The sequence below is a fragment of the Mesoplasma lactucae ATCC 49193 genome (assembly GCF_002441935.1).
In the GTDB taxonomy this organism is placed as follows: domain Bacteria; phylum Bacillota_I; class Bacilli_A; order Mycoplasmatales; family Mycoplasmataceae; genus Edwardiiplasma; species Edwardiiplasma lactucae.
Window position 1 is genome coordinate 579,856 of record NZ_CP023668.1, and the last position, 20,868, is coordinate 600,723.

Below are 20,868 nucleotides of genomic sequence, written 5' to 3' on the forward strand. Positions count from 1 at the left end.
GTTCATTTTTTATTATTTGGTTTTAATTTTTTTAACAATAATACTCATTGCTAAGTCTGGATTGACGTTTCCTTGAGTATCTTTCATTAATTGTCCCATTAAAGCTTTTGTAACTCGTTCTGGACGCTCATCATATTGTTCAATTAATTTTTCATTCTTTTCAAAAATTGGTGTTAATAATTCATCAATTTTTTTAGGATCGTTAATTAATTTTAAGTTTAAACGTTCCACAATTTCTTTTGGTGTTTCTTTATCAGATTCCATAATAATTGGTAAAACAGTTTTGGCGTGTTTAGTTGAAATAGTTCCATCATCAATTAAGTTAACCATTTGTGCAAGGTTTGCTGGTGTTAATGCAATTTGATTAATTGTTTTATTTTCTTTATTTAATTCTGACATTACTTCATCAGTTAAATAGTTAGCAACTTTAACTGCATCTTTTGTTAACTTAATAGTTTGTTCAAAGAAGTTAGTTAAATCTAATGATGAAAGAAGAACATTAATAATATCTTTTGCTAAACCAAGTTCAGCATATCTAACACGTTTTTTGTCAGCTAATTCAGGAGAATTCGCAATTACTTCATAAACTCATTTTTCATCAAGTTGAATTGGTGCGATATTTGGGTCTGTGAAATAACGATAATCTAAAGCATCAGATTTTGAACGCATAGAAACTGTTTCTTGTTTTGTTTCATCAAATCTTCTAGTTTCTTGTTCAACTTCTTTTCCTTGAACCATTAAAGCTTCTTGACGTTTGATTTCAAACTCAACAGCTTTTCTCACGTTAGCTAATGAGTTTAAGTTTTTAACTTCAACTTTGTTTGAGAATTTTTGTGTTCCATAAGGACGAAGAGAAACGTTAACATCACAACGTAATGAACCTTCGTTCATTTTAACGTCACTAACTCCTAAGAATAATAATGTTTCACGTAATTTTTCAACGTATTTAACAGCTTCTTCAGCACTTCTTAAAACTGGTTTAGTAACAATTTCTACTAATCCAATTCCACTACGGTTGTAGTCAATTGATGTAGTTACATCACCATGTTTTTGTTGAGCAGTATCTTCTTCAATATGTAATCTCTCAATTTCAACAATTTTTTTAGTTCCATCATCAAGTTGGATTTCTAAAGTTCCTTCACTTCCGATTGGGAAAAATTGTTGGGTGATTTGATATCCTTTTGCTAAATCTGGATAAAAATAATTTTTACGATCAAATCTTAATAAAGTATCAATCTTCATATTTAAAGCATTAACTGCAAGGATTGCTAAACGCACTCCTTCTTTGTTAACTTGTGGTAAAGCTCCAGGATAACCTAAATCAGTTTCACTAACCATTGTGTTTGGAGTTTGTCCGAAACTAACTGGAGCTGGTGCAAACATTTTTGATTTTGTTTTTAATTCAACGTGGTTTTCAATTCCAATAATTACTTCAAAGTTATTCATTATTTAAAAATCTCTCTTTCCATTCCGTCCATTAAGTTTTCAAGATATTTAGCCCCTTGTAAAACTTTTAAATCAGCAAATGGTTTTGCATTTAAGTTTAAACCAACTGGCATTTTTTCAGCAGTTACAAACGGAATTGTAATTGATGGCATTCCAGAAAAGTTTCCTAAAGTTAAGATATCGTCAATGTATTCAGTTTCTTTATTTTTGTTTTGATCAATTTCTTCTGATTCAACAATTAAAGGTGCAATTGTTTGTGATGGTGGTGTGATTAAGAAATCAACTTGTTTGTAAGCTTTTTCTAATTCATCACAAATTAAACGACGAACTTTTTTAGCTTTATGTAAGTAGATGTTTTGGTTTTCTTTTTGTAAGTTTAAAGAACCAATAATGAAACGTCTTTTTACAACTGGACCAAATTTATTGGTTCTAGTATCTTTCATAATATCTTCTCAAGTTTCTCCATCAACTCTGTCACCAAAATCAACACCAGTTAAATTAGCATTTGATGAAACAGCTTCTGAGAAAGAAATCATCATATAAACTGATGAAAGTGCGTTTAATAAGTCACTTCTAAATTCAATTGGAACGACTTTAACCCCATCTTTTTCCATCATTTTGTAAAGTTCATTATATTTTTCACGTAATTCTTTTGGTAGATGGTCATGAACATCTTTGATATATCCAAAAGTTTGGTTCTTATCAAAGTTATTAATATTTTTATAGAAATCTTTTTCAGCGATTTCAACTGATGTGAAGTCTCTGAAATCTTTTTTAATTAAAGCATCAGCTACAATTGCAGCATCATCAACTGTTCTTGTTAAAACTCCACCATGATCTAAACTTGGTGAATATGGGAACATTCCATAGCGAGAAATTGCTCCATAGGTAGGTTTATATCCTACAATCCCAACAAATGATGCTGGTTTTCTAATTGAATCTCCAGTATCTGTACCAAGTGCAAAAGGAACCATTCCTTTGGCTACAGCAAAAGCACTGCCAGAACTTGAACCTCCAACTAAACGTTCATGATCAAGTGGGTTATGTAATAACCCATAGCCAGAACTTAATCCAGTTCCACCCATTCCAAGCTCATCCATATTTGATTTACCACTCATGATAGCTCCGCTTTCATCTAATAAATCAATTACATTAGCATTATATAAAGGAACAAATCCTTCTAATATTTTTGAACCAGCTGTAGTTTGTAAGTTTTTTGTAGCAAAGTTATCTTTTGCAAAGTAAGGAATTCCCATTAATAAATCTTCTGGATTAATTCCTTTAGCATCAATTAATTCTGCTTGGTATAGCATGTCTTTTTTATCATGTGAAATTAAAACATGGTCGTGCTTTGTTAATTCAATTTCTACTAATAATTCTTCAACTAATTTTTTAGCTGTAGTTTTATGATTTACTAACTCATCATGTAATTCTAAAATTGTTTTATTTTTGATGCTCATCTTATTTCACCACCTTAACGATTGTTACATAGTCACCATCAATAGTTGGTGCATTTTCTAATACTTTGTCATGATCTAAAGTGTGGAAATCATCATCTTCTCTTAAGTAAGTGTGAGCCATATCAAATGGATAATATTTAGCTTCAACTCCATCAGTATTAATAGTTAATACTTTTAAGAATTTTTCTCTGATTGATTGTTCTGTTTGTTGAATATCATCGATATCACCTTGGCTTAAATTAATCATGATGTCGTCTGCTAGTTTTTGAATATATTCGTCACTTAGCATTTTTTTCTTTGAATCAAATACAAAATCAAAGTTTAAAGTGGTTTTCCCAGTTTTTTTATTAAAAATTAAAGAATGTTCTTCTTTGCTTACTTCATATTTACTTAAGTTATTTTTAACGAATTGCTCAAAAGCATATTCAGTTGTAAATGATTGATGGATAACTTCATTACCGTCTTTTAAAGATACGGTGATAACATCTCATTTATTTGATTTTAAAATATCTTGAATATTTGTCATCTTTGTTTTCTCCCTTAAATTAAATTATCAAACTCTTGTTCTGATAGGATTTTTACTCCTAGTTTTTGACCTTTTTCTAACTTACTTCCAGCTTTTTCCCCAGCTAAAATATAGTCTGTATTTTTAGAAACACTTGAACTAACATGTCCATTTCTTTGTTCAATGATTTCTTCATAATAACTTCTAGGTCTTGAAAGAGTTCCTGTGATAACAAAGGTTTTGTTATCAAAATTTTCGTTTTGAATTTCAGTTTCACCAATATATTCGAAGTTTACATTATGGCTTTTTAGCCCTTCAATTACATTAATGTTTTTTTCAACTCTAAATCAATCGTACAATGATTCAGCTAAAACTTCACCTATTCCATCAACACTATTAAATTCATGAATACTTGTTTTCATTAAATTATCAATGTTTTTGAATCTTTTAGCAAGGATTAAGGCAGTTTTTGAACCAATATGTCTAATCCCTAAACCAAATAAAGTTTTTTCTAATGAGTTTCTCTTAGAATTTTCAATTGATGTTAATAGATTGTCAATTTTCTTTTGGCCAAACTTATCTAATTGTAATAATTCTTCTTGTTTGTTTTTTAAATCATAAATACCAACAACATCATTTAGAATCTTATGATCATATAATTCAACAACTATTTTTTCACCTAAACCAACAATGTTAGTAGCACCACGTGAAGCATAATGTTCAATGCTTCTTTTAATCTGAGCAGGACAATCAATATTAATACAATATTGATCAACTTCACCAGTGTTTCTTTCTAGTTTAGAATGACAAACTGGACAGTTTGTCAATGGCACATATTTTGGTAAAGTATAATATTTTTCATCTTTAATAACAGAAATAACTTCTGGAATAATATCTCCAGCTTTTTTAACTTTCACCATCGCTCCAACTCTTAAATCTAATGCTTTAATAAATTCAGCATTATTTAAAGTAGCAGCACTAACATTTGTTCCAGCTAATTTAACTGTTGTTAATTTAGCATTATAAGTAATTTTTCCAGTTCTTCCAACAGAACCATAAATATCTAATAGTTCAGTTTCTTTAACTTCTGCTGGGAATTTATAAGCTATAGCTCATTTAGGAACTTTAGCGGTATGACCTATCTTATCATACATGTCAAAGTCATTGTATTTTAAGACAATTCCATCAATGTCATAGCCCAATTTGCTTCTTTGTTCACTATATTCAGCAATGTAATCTTTAATATCATCAATTGAGTGACATAATCTTCCATCAGGATTAACATTAAATCCTAAATCAGTTAAATGTTGAATTGCTTTTGCTTGAGTATCAACGTTTTTATCATTACCTAAATAATAATAAATAAAAGTACTTAGTTTTCTTTCAGCCACAATTTTAGAATCTAATTGTCTTAGAGTTCCTGCTGCTGCGTTTCTTGGGTTAGCAAATGGCTCTTCACCATTTAATAAACGTTTATCATTAATTTTTTTAAATTCTTCTAAAGGCATGTAAACTTCTCCACGAACTTCAACATGACCTTTTTCTTTAATAGTTAAAGGAACTGTTTTAATCATTTTGACGTTTTCAGTTACATTTTCTCCAACTTTACCATCGCCTCTGGTGGCTCCAGTTACAAGTTTTCCATCTTCATATATTAAAGCAATCGATAAACCATCAATTTTTAATTCAGCATAATATTCATTGTCAAAAGTTCCTGTAACTTTTTCAACTTGAGAATTAAATTTCATAAATTCTTCAAAAGAGAAGATGTCGCCAAGAGACATCATTGGTTTTTTATGATTATATTTTTCAAAACCTTCTAAAATTCTTCCCCCAACATTTTGTGAAGGAGAATCTTCTGAAATTAGTTCAGGATATTCCTGTTCTAATTCTAATAAACGATTCATTGATTTATCATATTCACTATCATCAACACTTGGTTGATCTTCTACGTAATATTCTCTTCCTCAACGGTTTAAATCATCTTTTAAACGATTATATTCATCAACAATTTTTTTATCCATTAACTAACACCTCGTATCTTTAATTATACTTGTTTAAAGTTTTTGCAGGACCAAAAAAGAAGCTTAACTCCTTTTTGGAATTAAGCTTCAATTTCATCATTTAGTTCTTCATCTGGATAGTCAACTTCAGTAACGCTTGAACCTTGTTCACGTTTCAATTTGTAAACCTTTGGTTTAAAGACTTCACTTACACTTTCAACTTGAGAAACATTAAATTCTTGTTGTTGTGATGGTGAAATTGCGTTGTTAAATTCAACTTCAGTTTTTGGAACATCATCTGGATTAATATTTGCATCTCGTAATCTCTTATAGCGGGAATCTGATTTAGATTTAGCTACAATTTGTTTTACAATCGGAAGCATTAATATCAATGAGACTGCAACTTTAGGTCTTAAACTTAATGAAGTCACAATAACTAAACCAAGGTCTATAGCAAAGATAATTAAAATCATCGCAAACAATGGACCAATTTTTTCCATTTTATCAATTGGATAAATTTTTTGGACTGCAAAGTAATTGCCTAGAATTCCTATAGCCACAGGAATTACTAAAGCTAGTAAGTTTACAAGCACGTGTGAGAAATCAGAATTATAAGTTCCTCGGTTTCAGTTTTGCGCTCATAGATATCCATAACATATAGCCATAAAACTTAGTTTAGTGCTATAGAAGGCAATTAATGTATTAATGATAAAGTTATCTCCCTTTTGTGGGATTGAGAATATTAGAGATAGGCCTATAGCAAATGCTAAATAAAGTCCAGCTATAATATCAGTCATCTTAGCAACTTGATCTACTCTTTCTTTAGCTTCAACTAAAGTATATTGTCCTTGGATTAAAAGGATAAATGAAGTTGAACCAGCATAAAGAATTGAGAATAATGGTTTTTTAAACATGAAATCATAAACATTTCATAACGCCTGACCATTCAAAGCAGTAGTTCCGGCGCCTTGATTTGTAGCCATTATTACATTACCATTTCCATCAACTGGATATAGCGCCATTAAATCTCCAGACACTGCTGAACCATATAGTGCATTAACAATATATGGACTTAGAATTGACATTAATATAAAAGTAAATCCTGCTACAGAGTACATATAAAGTTCATATTTAGAATATGATTCTCAATATAATCTTCCTTCCTTGGCTACAATAGACACAAAGTATTCACGGAAGGAAGTTATGAAGTTAGCCATGATTTGTCTTGTGTTAACTCCAATAATTAAGTATAGAGATAGCATAGATGAAGTACGTAGCCCATATCCTCCAAGTACTAACATTACTAAAACAATGTCAGTGTTGAAAAGAATAGTTCTTCCAATTGTTGTAGATAACATTTTTGCAGATGTTCTTTTTAATTGGAAGCTGTCAAAGTCAGGATAGAATTTTAATCAATCATAATTTCTTTTTACATAAATCATAATTAATAATCCACGTAAAGGACCATAGGCTATCAAGATTAAGAATGGATAAAGCGGGTCTATAGGTCCCCCATTAGCTTTAGTTAAATTTAATAAATAGAATAAAGTTCCATAAATAACTAAATCTGTAAATAGAATAATTAATCGTCTAGACCCATTTTGTTGGTCTGCTTGTATGACGTTTTCATAAGCTCCAAAACAACCAGCCGTAATAATATTTTTAATTCCAAAACATAAGAATATTAAAACTAATTGGTAAAAAGGAGCTACAGATGTTGTTTGCACATTATTAGAATCTGTAAAAGGTTTTAAAGCTACATCTCATTGAATTGATTCAGCATTTTTTAATAAAGTTGGTGAAACAACAATTTCTAATGGATATAAAACAGCTAATAAGGCGATAACAATAGTGTTGGAAATCATTCCAGCACGGTAACGTTTTTTAGCTGTTGAAAATATTTCGTTTGTAGTAATAAAGTCATTATTTTGTAATGGCTTAATCATTAAAACAACTGTTGAGACACCCAAAGCTCCTTCTGTAGATCCACCTAAAGTAGATAAAGCAGCAGAAACACGGATGAACCCATTGAATTCAGTTCCATAAGCATTCAAGACTCAGTAAATCATCATGAATTGAATTATGGCATTAATTAAAGAAATAGATACACCAATCAGAGTACCAGTAAAGTTTTGGCGGTTCGCCTTTTTAGTTTGCTTTACTTCTGGTGTTTCAGAATGTTGAGCCTGACTACTGTTACTCATGGTGTCCTTCTTTCTAAACTATTTAAAATCTTTACTTATTTCTATAATTGTCTCATTTAAATACTGTAATGGAGCATTAAGGTTGTGGAAAATTATTTTATAAGCCTTCAAGAAGATCATTTTTTCGTTATTAATTTTCATTCCACCATAACGGAAGTCATTAATAATTGGGAAATTAAAGTATGAAACAGAGGCACGAATTTGGTGTTTTCTTCCAGTTTTTAAAGTTGCTTCAACTAAAGAAAAATCTTTGTTTTCACTTAAAACTTTAAAATCAGTTTCACATTCCTTCGCTCTTCTATCGTTCTTATGATTTGTATAGATAGATAATTGTTCATCTTGATCATAGTAGATAAATCCCTTAGCAACTAAGTCTTTTGGGAACCCTACTCTAGTTCTTAAAACGTATTTTTTATCAATTTTTGTTTTAATTGCATCAAGTAATTCATCTAAACTAGGTTTGTTTTTAGCATAGATAACTAACCCTTGAGTTAGTTTGTCTAAACGGTGAACATGTGAAACCACAAAAGATTGGCTATCTTCTGGGTTATATTCTTTTTTATCAATTAGATAACTTTTAACCATGTTATCTAAACTAATATTAAATTCAGAATGCATTTCAATGTTTGCTGGTTTATTAGCAACTAAAATGTTTTCATCTTCATAAACTACATCTAATAAGTCGTAATTTACTTTTTCGAATTTATCTCTCATTACTGGATCGTTGTTATCATAAACAACAACTTCGTCTCCAGCTTTTAAAACGATCTTTTGATCACTAATTCTTTTTCCATTTAATTTAATATCTTTTTTTCTGAATCATTTGTAGATTACAGATAAAGGTGTAGTTGAATACATCTTTTTTAAAAATTTAAAGACTGATTGATTTGCATCATTGTCTTTTACTATGTATGTTTTCATATTATTCTTTCTCTCCTTAGAATTTTTGCGTAAAAATAACAATAATTGTCACTAAGTTATAGCCCGCATGTGTTAATCAGTTGTAAGTTACATTTCCTCTAGCACTTAAAAAGACACTACTAAGGATAAATCCAGCTAAAACATAATTTAAAATATGTTCTACATCTCCTGATTGAGTATGTAGCATCCCGAAAAATAAAGCTGTTGTAAATAAACCTAAAGTTTTATTTCCAACTCCAGCAAATCAAGCATTTCTACTTGCAAGTTCTTCTGTAATTGGGGCAATTAAAACTGTTAGTACAAATAATGATATCGCATAAAAGACACGATAAGTCATTGAATGTGATTCTGATAATCCATCTTCTAAACTAGATTGGTTATTTGAGGCTTCTGATAATGATAATGGTGTATTTTTAAAGATTGCTCCATAAGCTACTGCTACTAAAGCATAAAAGATAGCTACAGTAATAACTGTTGTGATTAAAAGCATTAATCAGTTTTCTTTAAAAGTTTGTTTTACTCTTTCTTTTAATCCAGATGTTTTAACAAAAGCTAAAATAATCACAATTATTTCTGATGCAATTTGAGTTCAAATTGATAAAAACGGCAGAACATCAGAATCACTTTTCATTCCTGCAAGTGATGCAATCATCACAACAACAAATGAAACAACATTTGGAATTAAAATAAAGCAATAAAGAATAAATGAACCAGATTTTAAAAATAGTTCTTTATCTCGATTTCAAAAAATCATAAATCCAACCACAGCTGAAATTAAAGTAATTGCTAAATAAATTAATTGAATATAGTTATTATCAATAACTGGATTATCAGTACTCATTCCAAGAGCAAATCTAAAAATGAATAGAAAAACAAAAGGAATGAATAATGCAGTTGTTAAGAAAATCATTCCATCGGTTTTTCAATCATAAAGATTAAAAAAGAACGGATCATCTTCATTTACTTTTCTTTTTGGTAATTGAAAATGATTTCAAAAGTTTGCTCATTTAGAAGTTTTTTCTTTTGTTTCAACCATTATTTCCCTATTTTTCCTTTTCTTATGCATATAGTATTAATTCTACTTTAAAAACAAAAAGTGTCTAACCAAATAGACACTTTTCTAACTTGTTATTATTTTTGATTAAGATATTTAGTAACTAAATCTAAAACATCGTTTTGAGTTTCTAAACTTAAAGCTTTTTGAGCTAAGTTAAAAGTCTTAATATTGTTATATTTATCACTTAATTTTTTAACATCATTAAGTCTATTTACATCAATAGCAAAGTTATTGATTCCTAATCCCATTAAAACTATTAAGATTTCATCGTTTTCTAAAGCTTTTCCATCAATAATCAATTTTGCATTTTGATCATCAGTTTTTAAATAAACATCTTGAATAAAGTTTAAAACAACTGGACTTAAAGGTTGAAATAGATGTTGTAAATCTTGATTATCTTTATTTATTCCTAATAAATATTGAGTTAATTCATCAATATTTAAAACGATTTCTTTAACTTCTTTTGCAATAGTTTTAATTCCATAAGCTAAAGCAGGAATGGCGAGTTCAATTGAAACTTCAACATCTTTAATTAAAGTTCCTTCTTCTTTCATAGTTTCTTTCATTTGGTCAACTTTATTTTTTAAAACAAAGAATTCTTCATTTGATGAAACGAAAGGTAAAAGAATAGTAATAATTTTTGAGCTTTGTTTTGAAGCAATTAAGATTGCTTTAATTTGATCTTCAAAAATTGATTGATCAACATAAGAAACCCTAATTCCTTTATGTGCTAATTCATCGATTTTAACTTCTTTTGTTAATCACATTGGAATTGAATCTTGAGTAGCATTTAATAAACGAAAACTAATTTCACGAGTTTTATTATCAGTAATTAATTTTTCATAAACTTTAATTTGTTCGTTTACTGAAGGTCTTTTAGTCATGAATAATTCATTTGTATCAACAATTAAGTTATTTTGATATTTTTTTGCTTTTGTAACATCTTCAACAAAAACATCTAAATTAATTTTTTTCATCATAAATTTAGGTTCTTTTGTTTTTATATTATTTCCTGAAACTTTTAATTTATCACTTAAAAATTTTGTGGCATCTTTTTCATTCATTGCAGTAACAATATCGCCAGTTTTTGGGTTTAAACCAACTTTTTCTCCATATAAAAATTGGTTAAATTTATTTCCATTGCCTTCTAAAGAAATAATGGTTACATCTTGAAATAAGACTGATAAAACATCATTATTTTTTGGATGTTCTTTTGTAATAATTCCTAAAGTGTTGCTACTATTTAAAATTTCAATTGTATATAAGTCTAAAGTATCGATTAAATAAATGCCTTCTAATGTTTCAGTTTTTGGTACAGAACCAAGTTCACGATATAAAAGTAATTCAATTAAAGAAATTAATTCAGCTTGGTTTTTGATTTTTTCATCATTTACATCTTTAAACATTCCTCTAAACTTTTCAGAAGTTTTTTGAATTGCAGTTGAAGCTGAAATTTTATTTTTCTTAATTGCTTTTTTAATGTCGTTTGAATAAGTAGGATCTTCAACTAACATTAATGCGTCATGATATTCACCATTCCCAGTTTCATTAATACGATTTCATAGAGTGTTTTTTACATTATCAATTGCTTGAATGAATTTATCAATTTCTGTTTTATCACATGATTCAGTTTCTTCAATAATTATTGGTTTTCTGAATAAAAGTTTCCCATAAACATTATTTTCACCTTGGATTGTTTTTCCTTGGATTTTTTCCATATAACATATCTCCTTTTAAAATTGTCGCTATTTAAAACTATTGTATCATTCCAAAACACCGTTTTAACTAGCCCAATAAAAAATGCTCCCCTCAAGAGAGCATTTGATTATCTTATTTTTATTCACTAAAAAGTCTAATCAAAATTAAGCAGCAATTAACCCTGATTCTTGCATTACTTTTTTAATTCCATCGCAAGCTTCGTTTGCGTCTGGACCATCAGCTTCAATAGTAACTTCATCACCTGATTTAACAGCCATTGCCATTACGTTCATGATTGATTTTAAGTTTCCTTGTTTTCCATTTGCAAAAATTTTGATGTCTGATTTGTATTTTGAAGCTTCTTTAGCTAATTGTGAAGTTGGTCTTGCGTGTAAACCTACTTTATCAATAATAGTTGCAGTAAATTTTTGTTGTGCCATATTATAAATCTCCATTTCTTTAAAGTGTTTTTCCTACTTATATTTTAACCCATTATAGTTAAAAATCTAACATTGAAAATGTTTTTAGAAACTATTGTGATTTTTTAATTGCAGATGATGATGAAGGAATAACTCTAACACCATAACTTGGATTGTTAAAAGCAATTTGAATTTGGTCTCCTTCAACAAGTTTTACAACTACACCTGACCCAAACATTATATGTTCCACAATGTCACCTTTTTGATATCCTTCAGAGCTTGTTGTAGCTCTATTAGGTTCTTCACTTTTTCTGGGTTTTACAAACTCACTATTCAATGAAGTTCCTATAGACTTTTCAAGATTATAGAATTTTGGATCTAATTCTTTTAAGAATTTTGAAGCCCCTAAATTTTGATTAGCAATAAATGAAAATTCACCTTGAACGTATGTTAAATATAATAGTTCTTCAGCTCTAGTCATTCCGACATAAAGAGCTCTACGTTCTTCTTCTAATTGATTTTCGTCTAATGCAGAACGTTTTGATGGGAAAATGCCAGTACTTAATCCTGAAACGAAAACAACCTTATTTTCTAAACCTTTTGAAGCGTGAACTGTTAATAAAGTTACTTTATTAACGACTTCTTCATCAACATCTCCGCCTAATGATTCTTCTTGTAAGAAAGCCATTAGTTTATTTTCTTCATCATAGAATTCAGGGTCAAAATTATCATCAAATCTTTTTAGTTGGTCATAAAAAGCTTCAATGTATTCTTGATCTTCTTCATTTTTAGAAAGCAGCTTAATTCTCTCTTCAAAACCAGATTCTTTTAATAAATATTTAAGAATATTTACTGGCGCGTCATTATTATTAAATTTTTGTTTACCTTTTTGAAGAATTTCACCAAGTGGTCTTAAATATTTACTAATTTTTTCTGCATCATCCATATGGTCAGTTAATAATGTAAACATTGACATGCCATTAGCATTTGCATAATTTAATGTTTTCTCTATAGTCACATCTCCAACTTTTGGAGTGTTTTTTAAAATTCTTTCTACAGAAATATTATCTTCCAAAGCTATAGCTCTTAAGAAAGCTGTAGCATCTTTAATTACTTTACGATCGCGGAATCTAATTCCACCAATTAATTGATACGGAATATGTCTACTTTCTAAAGCATGTTCAAATTCTCTTGATCAAGCATTCATTCTATATAAAATAAAGAAATCACTATAGTCGTATTTACCTGTTTTTACTAATTTTTGAATTTCTTTGGCTACATATTCAGCTTCACCCTGTTGCGTAATTGATTCATGAACTATAACTTTTTCTCCATTAACATCAGTTTCTAGTTCTTTTTTTTGTCTATTGGTATTGTGACTAATAAAATCGTTGGAAATATCAAGGATTTGTTTTGTTGAACGATAATTTCTATCAAGAACAATGGTTTTCGCTTCTTTATAGGTACGTTCAAAGTTAAGAATAATATCAACCTTGGCACCACGTCATGTATAAATCGTTTGGTCGGGGTCTCCAACAACTGTTAGGTTTTTAGTTTTTGATGTTAACATTTGAATCAATTCGAATTGAAGTTGGTTTGTATCTTGAAATTCATCAACCATTACATACTCAAATTTTGAAGCTCATTTGTCTCTAATTTGTTGATTAGACTCAAATAAGTCATAAGTTTTTAATTGTAAATCATTGAAGTCAACATAATTATTTTCATCAAGGTATTTTTGATATTCTCTATAAACTAATGCATAGTCTTTTTCTTCTGGTCTAACCGAATATTCAATTGCTTTGTCAGGGGTTAAAAAATTGTTCTTTCAATTTTCTATAGAAGTTAAGGCTTTTTTCTCAGCTTTTGAATAGCCTTTTTTATCTATGCCATTATCTTTCATAATTTTTCTGACTATAGTTTTTTGATCAGCAGTATCAATAATAGAAAAATTCTTTTGTAGTCCTATAGCTGTACCATCTTCTCTTAGAACTCTATAGCAAAAGGAATGAAATGTAGAAATAAAAGGGTTAATTCTTCTATCGTTACCTAGCATTCCTTCTACACGATTTCTCATTTCAGCAGCAGCTTTATTTGTAAAAGTTAAGGCTATAATCTTGTAGCTGGGAACTTTTAACTCTTCAACTAAATAGGCTATTTTTGTAGTGATAACTTTTGTTTTACCTGAACCAGCTCCAGCTATGATTCTTAAAGGGCCATCATTATATACAACTGCACTTAATTGCTTTGCGTTTAACGAATCAAGTTGTTTTTGTAATTCATTCATTTTAATCTCCTCAATCATCATTGTCTTTGTCATTATGATGTTCTATTTCTTCGATTTTTGTTTTAGAAGTTATCTTTTTAGAATCGGTAGGTTTTACATCTAAGTCATCTAAGTTAATAGTTTTTTCATAGTCAACTTTTTCTTTTGTTTTAACTTCAGTTACCAATCCATTGTCAAAATTACCTGGCATATCAGTTAAAGCAACGTGATGGTCTCCTCTGTCAAGGACTTCTTTTTTAGTAACTTTTGTTTTAACAGTTCCAACAGGATTTTTATAAACATCAAATAACTTAAATTTTATATCTAAACCCGATTGATGGTTCGGTTGAACCTTTATTGAAACACATAGGAAAACAAATCATAAGAAGTAAAATACATAACCTAATTGATAAATAATCATAGCTCCGACATTAACAGAACCTTTAGCGTTTCTATCAGCATCTGTAGATGGTGCTGATTCTTTCATTACGACTATAGCTACAATAAAGAAAATTAAGGCTACAGCTCAAGGAATCAATAAAAAATAAGATTCTCTGGCTATAAGCATATATCATTTTGGTTTATGATTTCCTGCTATACCATCTTGTCTCTTAAGCCTAATTCCAAACATTAATTTTCCTAATGTATTACCATTGCAACACATTGGAATAACCATAAAATAAATAATTATAGCTACTAAACCGACACTTAAATTTATAACAGTTGGCAATCATTCTTGTGATTCATAAACATATTGTCCAGTGATCCCAGAAGCTACAAATCCGGGAATAGCAGATAAGATTATATCAACACATCTGCATCAAAAGATTCTTCAAACGTTTGCTAAAGCATATGTTTCATCTTTATTCTGTTCTTTATTAACATTTGTTGAAACGCTATTATCTATTTTATTAATTTCGTTCTTCATATTAACTTCTCTCATAACTTCTTTTAGAGATAAAAAATATCTCTAAAATATATTCTTTAAATTAATTTTACACTATTCAGATTTTTAAATCTTACACCTTTATTAACTAGAAAATGGAAAATAAAAATAGGCTTTAGCCTATTTAATTATTATTAGAATAATAAGTTTTTTGGTGTTCTTGGGTAAGGAATAACATCTCTAATGTTTGTCATACCAGTAATGTACATAATTAAACGTTCAAATCCAAGTCCAAATCCAGCAGATTTATAATATCCATATTGACGTAATTGAATGTATCAATCAAGTTCTGTTGGATCAATTCCCATTTGTTCACAACGTTTCATTAGTTTATCAAAACTTCCTTCACGTTCTGATCCACCTACTAGTTCTCCAATTCCAGGAACCAATAAGTCAACTGCAGCAACAGTTTTTTCATCAGGATTTAATTTCATATAGAAAGCTTTAATATCTTTAGGATAATTTGTTACAAATGTTGGAGCTTTATTAATTACTTCACATAAGTAGCGTTCATGTTCTGTTCCTAAATCCAAACCAAAGTGAATATCATTGTTTTCAAAGTTAACTTCTTTGTTATCAACTGCTTTTTTAAGCATTTCAATTACTTGTTCATAAGTATTAACGACATATTTTTCAGTTGAAAGTTTTTCCAGCTTTTGAACTAGACCTTTTTCAACATTTTCATCTAAAAATTCTAATTCTTCTTTGGCATTTTCTAATACATCTTTGAAAATGTATTTTAACATTGCTTCAATTAATTCAATATTATCTTCTAAAGTATTAAAAGCAACTTCTGGTTCAATCATTCAAAATTCACTTGCGTGTCTAGAAGTAAATGATTGTTCAGCTCTGAAAGTAGGACCGAATGTATAAACTTTTTTAAATGCTTGAGCAAAAGCTTCTGCATTTAATTGTCCAGAAACAGTTAATGAAGCCTTTTTATTAAAGAAGTCAGTTGTTAATGGATTATTTTTAGAATCATAAGTAATAACTCCAAATTCTTCTCCAGCACCTTCAGCATCGTTTGATGTAATAATTGGTGTATTAACATAAACAAAGTTTTGTGATTGGAAGAATTTGTGAATAGCAAAGGCTGCTATACTTCTGATTTTAAATACTGCATTAAAAGTTTTAGTTCTAGCTCTTAATTGAGCAATTTCACGTAAGTATTCTAATGAGTGTTCTTTTTTTTGTAGCGGGTATGCTTCAATTGCTTCATCTAAACATTCAATACTTGTAGCTTGAATTTCAAATGGTTGAGGACGGTCAGGTGTTAAATGAATTGTTCCTTGAATTTCAACAATTGACCCAACTCTAATTTTTGATGCTTCTTCATAATTTTTTAAATCATCTTTATAGACAATTTGCGCATCATTCATTGTAGTTCCATCATTCACTACCAAGAATGAAACTTTTTTACCAGCACGATTTGAACGTACTCTTCCTAAAAAAGTAACTTTATCTCCCTCTTGTGGTTTAATATATAACTCTCTAATATCCATAATTTATTTCTCCTTAAGATTGGTGTACAAATGTAATTAACTCGTTTGATTCTTCACCAGATTTAGCAATATCTTCATCTGTTAATTGCATTGATTTAATCACTTCTTCAGTTAGTTTATCATCGCCTATGATTACGTTTTCAAAATCGATGATTTCTCTCATATTTTTTTTGAAGTGATCTTTGAAAATAAGACGTGATTGTGAAAAATCATAAATCACGATTTTATCTTTATTTTCTGATTGTTTAAAAAACTCTCTATCAATAATTAATTCATATGAGTCTTTTGCAGGTACCAACGTATTAATTGATGAGTTGGTATAGAAAAATGGTACATACTTCAAAGTATTCTTCTTCTGATTTAATTTTACAAGTAAATTGTTTTCTTTTAAATCAACATGCTCTTCTTTTTTAGCAGCTTTCATGATTTTATGAACTCTTTTTGCTGTTTGTTTAACAAATGGTGTTTCATAAATGTATCGTCATTTTCTTCGTTGGTTAATAATTAAACTTTCAACTGAGTGATAAGTTGATTCACAAACTGAAAATTTAACATTGCTACTAATAAACAAATCATTATTTTCAATAAATAAATTATTAATAGTGTAAGCTCCTAAACCAACACCCATTAAACCAATGTAGTCAGGATGTTTATTTTCGACTAATCATTCTAACGCTGATTTAGTGTCAATTGTTTCAAGTTGCCCTAAAGTAATTGGTTGTTCTTCTTTGTTGTCCCCATGATTTCTGAAGTCAAATGAAAGAATGTTGTAACCTAATTCAATAAATGGTTTTGCGAAGAATAAAGCTCAATATTTATTTTGACCAAAATCATGAGTAGATATAATTCATTTATTTGATGTTTTATTTGAAATGTATTGTAGTCCATTCAAAGTGATTCCATCATTTGAATAAAATCTAAACGGAATAATATTATTGGTTTGCGAAATAACCATGTCTGGTTGTTTAAAGAAATCAATCATCAAACGATTCATTTTCGGAATTGATGTATTTTTAAATTTATCGTTATATCGCATAGGAATACTATTATCGACATAAAGTTTATTTATGAAGTCTTCTAAAGTTTTAGATTTAATAAATGGATTTTTAGAATTATCAATTCTATCATCAATTATCTTTTCTTCTTTTCTTTTAGAATCAGTTACTCCTGGTTCATTTAAGCTTTGATCTAATTTGTCTGCTTTTTTATTAGACTTTTTGTCTTTGTATTCTGTTTTTTGTTTAGCCATGATTATGAACCCTTTCTATTTTTTGAAAGTATTTTTTTAATACCCGTGTTCATCTTTTGTATTAACGAAATGATAAATTAACAAGTCATTAAAATATAAGAAAGGTATGTTTTTGGAAAGATAAGTAGCATTCTTTTTCTTTGGGTCGCCATAAGTTGTAATCAATGTATGAATTGAATCTGAAAGTCTTGATATAGGTGTAGCAGCTATACGAGCAGAAATTAGAATAATGTTTGCACCTTTATCTTTAATTGTAGCCATGATTTTTTGAAGTTTTTCACCATTACTTACCATACTATAAAAAATAAATAAATCTCCATTTCTTGCATGATCAGCACGATTTTGAATTGTTTGCGAGTCATTGTTAACTAAATAAACATCAGCGTTTTGTCCTACGAGAAAACTTTCTAATTCTTCAGCCGGATTCATCAATTCATTTTCTCAATAACTAATAAAAATTCGTCGTGATTTTCTAATAAGAGTAAGTGTCTTATTAATATTTTTTTTGTCAATTACAGAATGATTTTGACGAATTAATTGAATCAAATCTTCAGCTACTAACTCATCATTATTAGCAATATCCATTTTTGCGTTTTCTGCATCAGTTGTAAGTGCTAGTATAAAATCTCTATACCCATGAATTCCAATTTTTTGAAGTAAGCCATAGATGGCACTATACCCAGTTCCAGCTTCTTGAGCCAGACGTTCGATTTTCATTTCGTTACTTACAATTGCTTGCAAATTATCACGAATATATTTAACTATCTGTTTCTCACGATGTGTCAGTTTTTTTTCGTCAATCATTGCGAGTTTTCCAAAAAATGATTTCATTTACAAGCTTCCTTATACTATTTTTAATTATCTTAATTTTACCTTATTTTATTCTTATTTTGGAACATTTCCTTTTCGTAACAAAGTTTTGCGATCATTGCTCCATTATCAGTACAATAGCTCATTTCAGGTATTATTGTATTTTTTATATTATGATCTTTTCCGAGTTCTAAAATAGTTTTACGCATTAATGAATTAGCACTAACTCCTCCTGCTACAGTTAAAGTTTTTGGTCTATATTGTTCTATAGCTCTATTTAATTTAATTTTTATTATTTCTATAGCACTCTTTTGGAATGAAGCAGCTAAATCATTCTTATTTATTTCTTCACCTTTTTGTTCGGCATTATGGATTAAATTTATAGTAGCTGTTTTCAATCCTGAATAAGAAAAGTCATAGCTGTCATCGTTTTTAGCTAATGGTAATTTATATCTTTCTGGATTTCCTGTTTGAGCCAGTTTATCAATCAACGGTCCTCCAGGATACTCTAATCCCATTACTCTAGCGACTTTGTCATAGCATTCACCAATTGCGTCGTCTTCAGTTGCACCAATTATTTTGAAGTCCATTGGAGAATTTACTATTTCAATTTGTGTATGCCCCCCACTTACTACCATAGCAAGAACAGGATATTCGAAATTATGGTCTATAGCAGCACCATATATATGTCCTTCAATATGATCAAGTGGCACTAAAGGTTTATTGATATACATAGCTATAGTTTCAGCCACAACTTTTCCAATTATTAATGAACCAATCAAACCAGGTTTTGCCGTATAGGCAACCATATCAATATCCTCAATATTAATTTTTGATTGTTCTAGTGCTTCTCTAAGAACTCATCCACTATTTTGTAAGTGTAATCTAGCAGCAAGTTCTGGAACGACTCCCCCATATTCTTTATGTTGGTCAATTTGTGAAGAAATAACATTACATAATAATTTACCATCATCCATTATGGCTATAGCAAATTCATCGCAGCTAGACTCTATAGCAAGTATTTTCATAATTTTCTCCTCCTACGCAAAGAAACCATGCCTGAGCACGGTTTCTAGATTTCTTTTTCATTAAATTCTAGTTCTTTTAAAAGTTTATCAAAATCTTTTGATGCGCCCTTCATATATTTAGCAAGAATTTCTTGTCTTTTTTTAGCATACTTCACTTGAATTTCATCCATTTTTTTAACGTGCGGATTATTTACAAAGTCCATTTGTACTTTATTTCTGTTTTCAGCATATTGTTTAGAATATTCATCAACCTTTTTTTCATCTTCTGGAGATAAAGGCAATTTTAGAGATTTAGCAAATTTTTCTCTTTCGTCATTTAACTTTTTAAGTTCTTTGCTAGTTTCTTCTAATTCTTTAGATAATTCTTTGTCAGTATATTTATAAAATGATTGTGCTGTTTTACCAATTTTTTCTCAATTTTCATTAATCTTATTAATTCTTTTGGTAATTGTATTTAAAATTTCTTTATTTGCAGCATTTGATTTCCCTGGTTTGTAATAAATTTGGAACATTTCGTTTCCAGGTCTATAAACTAGAGAATATTTTTCTTCTAAGTCACTTAACATGTCTTGTCAAAATAGAGCTTCAATTTCACTATTATCAGTTGCCTTTAATAAAGCTTCATAGTTTTGCTCTTTTGTTTGTTTTAAATTAGTAGACCCTTTGGGTAAAGGTCTAATTGCAGCATTGCTTTTCATGTTTTCACCATTTCTCTATTGTACTTTTATTATACCAAACAGGCTTTTTAGAAACTATTAATAATATATAATAAACTTATTCGTGAGAAATATTAAGGGAGAAAACGTATGGATTTTAATATATTTAAAAAAGATCTTCGTAAAACCAACATAATTACAGCAATAATTTCATTATTTCTACTACTTGTAGGGATAATAATTGTCTTAAGTTTGAAAGATATCGATACAAAAACAGTAAAAATTCCTATCACTATATTAATAGTTTTGAATTATGTTTTTGTTGCAATGGTCATTTGATTGTTGAATAAAACAAAATATTACGTTTCAGGAGTTTATCTGTTTATTACTTATAAATTCCAAGAAGGAAATGAAATTATTAGAAGAAGTAGATTCGAAGTAAATTGGAAAGCTCATCTATGACTTTTATTTATAGCTATAGTCCTATTTTTTATAGAAATCACTGCTACAATGAGTGCCTATGATAATAATTGAGTTGAAACTGCAAAACATAATTGATGAATAGTTTTAATCTTATTTGCTACAAATATAGCTATAGCTGAATTTAGTTTCTACTTTAATGTTCATCTATTTAATAACGACTATGAAATTATGAAACAATTATCTAAATAAATAAAAAATCCTGCTATAAACAGGAT

The 20,868-nt window shown here is 29.0% G+C and carries 17 protein-coding genes; 1 reads left to right on the forward strand and 16 read right to left on the reverse strand.

All coding sequences use genetic code 4. The annotated features are described in order from the left end of the window. Nucleotides 1-12: 12 nt before the first annotated feature. The 16 genes from gatB to CP520_RS02670 form a co-directional block, all read right to left on the reverse strand. Nucleotides 13-1,446, reverse strand: a complete 1,434-nt coding sequence (gene gatB / locus CP520_RS02595) for an Asp-tRNA(Asn)/Glu-tRNA(Gln) amidotransferase subunit GatB (RefSeq protein WP_096862896.1) — start codon at nt 1,444-1,446, stop codon at nt 13-15. After that, nucleotides 1,446-2,906 (reverse strand): amidase family protein, encoded by a 1,461-nt coding sequence (locus tag CP520_RS02600; RefSeq protein WP_096862897.1) that lies wholly within the window; start codon nt 2,904-2,906, stop codon nt 1,446-1,448. Before CP520_RS02600 ends, gatB begins: the two co-directional genes overlap by 1 nt. A gap of 1 nt (nt 2,907) precedes the next feature. Next, on the reverse strand, nt 2,908-3,432 hold the full coding sequence (locus CP520_RS02605; RefSeq protein ID WP_096862898.1) for a hypothetical protein: 525 nt from the start codon (nt 3,430-3,432) through the stop codon (nt 2,908-2,910). A gap of 14 nt (nt 3,433-3,446) precedes the next feature. Further along, nucleotides 3,447-5,438 (reverse strand): NAD-dependent DNA ligase LigA, encoded by a 1,992-nt coding sequence (gene ligA, locus CP520_RS02610; RefSeq protein ID WP_373423241.1) that lies wholly within the window; start codon nt 5,436-5,438, stop codon nt 3,447-3,449. Between the two features lie 77 nt (nt 5,439-5,515). Beyond that, on the reverse strand, nt 5,516-7,618 hold the full coding sequence (locus CP520_RS02615; RefSeq protein WP_096862900.1) for a hypothetical protein: 2,103 nt from the start codon (nt 7,616-7,618) through the stop codon (nt 5,516-5,518). 18 nt (nt 7,619-7,636) lie between these two features. Next, nucleotides 7,637-8,539, reverse strand: a complete 903-nt coding sequence (locus tag CP520_RS02620; RefSeq protein ID WP_096862901.1) for a pseudouridine synthase — start codon at nt 8,537-8,539, stop codon at nt 7,637-7,639. Nucleotides 8,540-8,555: 16 nt separating this feature from the next. Next, nucleotides 8,556-9,575, reverse strand: a complete 1,020-nt coding sequence (locus CP520_RS02625; RefSeq protein ID WP_096862902.1) for a CPBP family intramembrane glutamic endopeptidase — start codon at nt 9,573-9,575, stop codon at nt 8,556-8,558. Nucleotides 9,576-9,670: 95 nt separating this feature from the next. Next, nucleotides 9,671-11,314, reverse strand: a complete 1,644-nt coding sequence (locus tag CP520_RS02630; RefSeq protein ID WP_096862903.1) for a putative PEP-binding protein — start codon at nt 11,312-11,314, stop codon at nt 9,671-9,673. A gap of 144 nt (nt 11,315-11,458) precedes the next feature. Next, nucleotides 11,459-11,734 (reverse strand): HPr family phosphocarrier protein, encoded by a 276-nt coding sequence (locus tag CP520_RS02635; RefSeq protein WP_096862904.1) that lies wholly within the window; start codon nt 11,732-11,734, stop codon nt 11,459-11,461. Nucleotides 11,735-11,825: 91 nt separating this feature from the next. Next, nucleotides 11,826-14,033 (reverse strand): ATP-dependent helicase, encoded by a 2,208-nt coding sequence (locus CP520_RS02640; RefSeq protein ID WP_211276329.1) that lies wholly within the window; start codon nt 14,031-14,033, stop codon nt 11,826-11,828. Next, the gene (locus tag CP520_RS02645) at nt 14,002-14,907 is read right to left on the reverse strand and encodes an RDD family protein (RefSeq protein ID WP_157755780.1); all 906 of its coding nucleotides are present in this window, start codon (nt 14,905-14,907) and stop codon (nt 14,002-14,004) included. Before CP520_RS02645 ends, CP520_RS02640 begins: the two co-directional genes overlap by 32 nt. Nucleotides 14,908-15,059: 152 nt before the next feature. Beyond that, nucleotides 15,060-16,427, reverse strand: coding sequence for an asparagine--tRNA ligase (gene asnS, locus CP520_RS02650; protein WP_096862907.1), 1,368 nt, complete (start codon nt 16,425-16,427; stop codon nt 15,060-15,062). A gap of 13 nt (nt 16,428-16,440) precedes the next feature. Then, complete coding sequence (locus CP520_RS02655) at nt 16,441-17,676, reverse strand: alpha/beta hydrolase (RefSeq protein ID WP_096862908.1); 1,236 nt, start codon at nt 17,674-17,676, stop codon at nt 16,441-16,443. 36 nt (nt 17,677-17,712) lie between these two features. Beyond that, complete coding sequence (locus CP520_RS02660) at nt 17,713-18,507, reverse strand: MurR/RpiR family transcriptional regulator (protein WP_096862909.1); 795 nt, start codon at nt 18,505-18,507, stop codon at nt 17,713-17,715. Between the two features lie 38 nt (nt 18,508-18,545). Then, nucleotides 18,546-19,514, reverse strand: a complete 969-nt coding sequence (gene tsaD, locus CP520_RS02665; RefSeq protein ID WP_096862910.1) for a tRNA (adenosine(37)-N6)-threonylcarbamoyltransferase complex transferase subunit TsaD — start codon at nt 19,512-19,514, stop codon at nt 18,546-18,548. A 44-nt stretch (nt 19,515-19,558) separates the two neighbouring features. Further along, nucleotides 19,559-20,212, reverse strand: coding sequence for a hypothetical protein (locus CP520_RS02670; RefSeq protein WP_096862911.1), 654 nt, complete (start codon nt 20,210-20,212; stop codon nt 19,559-19,561). A gap of 108 nt (nt 20,213-20,320) precedes the next feature. Here CP520_RS02670 and CP520_RS02675 point away from each other — a divergent pair, with 108 nt between their 5' ends. Beyond that, nucleotides 20,321-20,842, forward strand: a complete 522-nt coding sequence (locus CP520_RS02675) for a hypothetical protein (protein WP_096862912.1) — start codon at nt 20,321-20,323, stop codon at nt 20,840-20,842. The last annotated feature ends 26 nt before the right edge of the window (nt 20,843-20,868 follow it).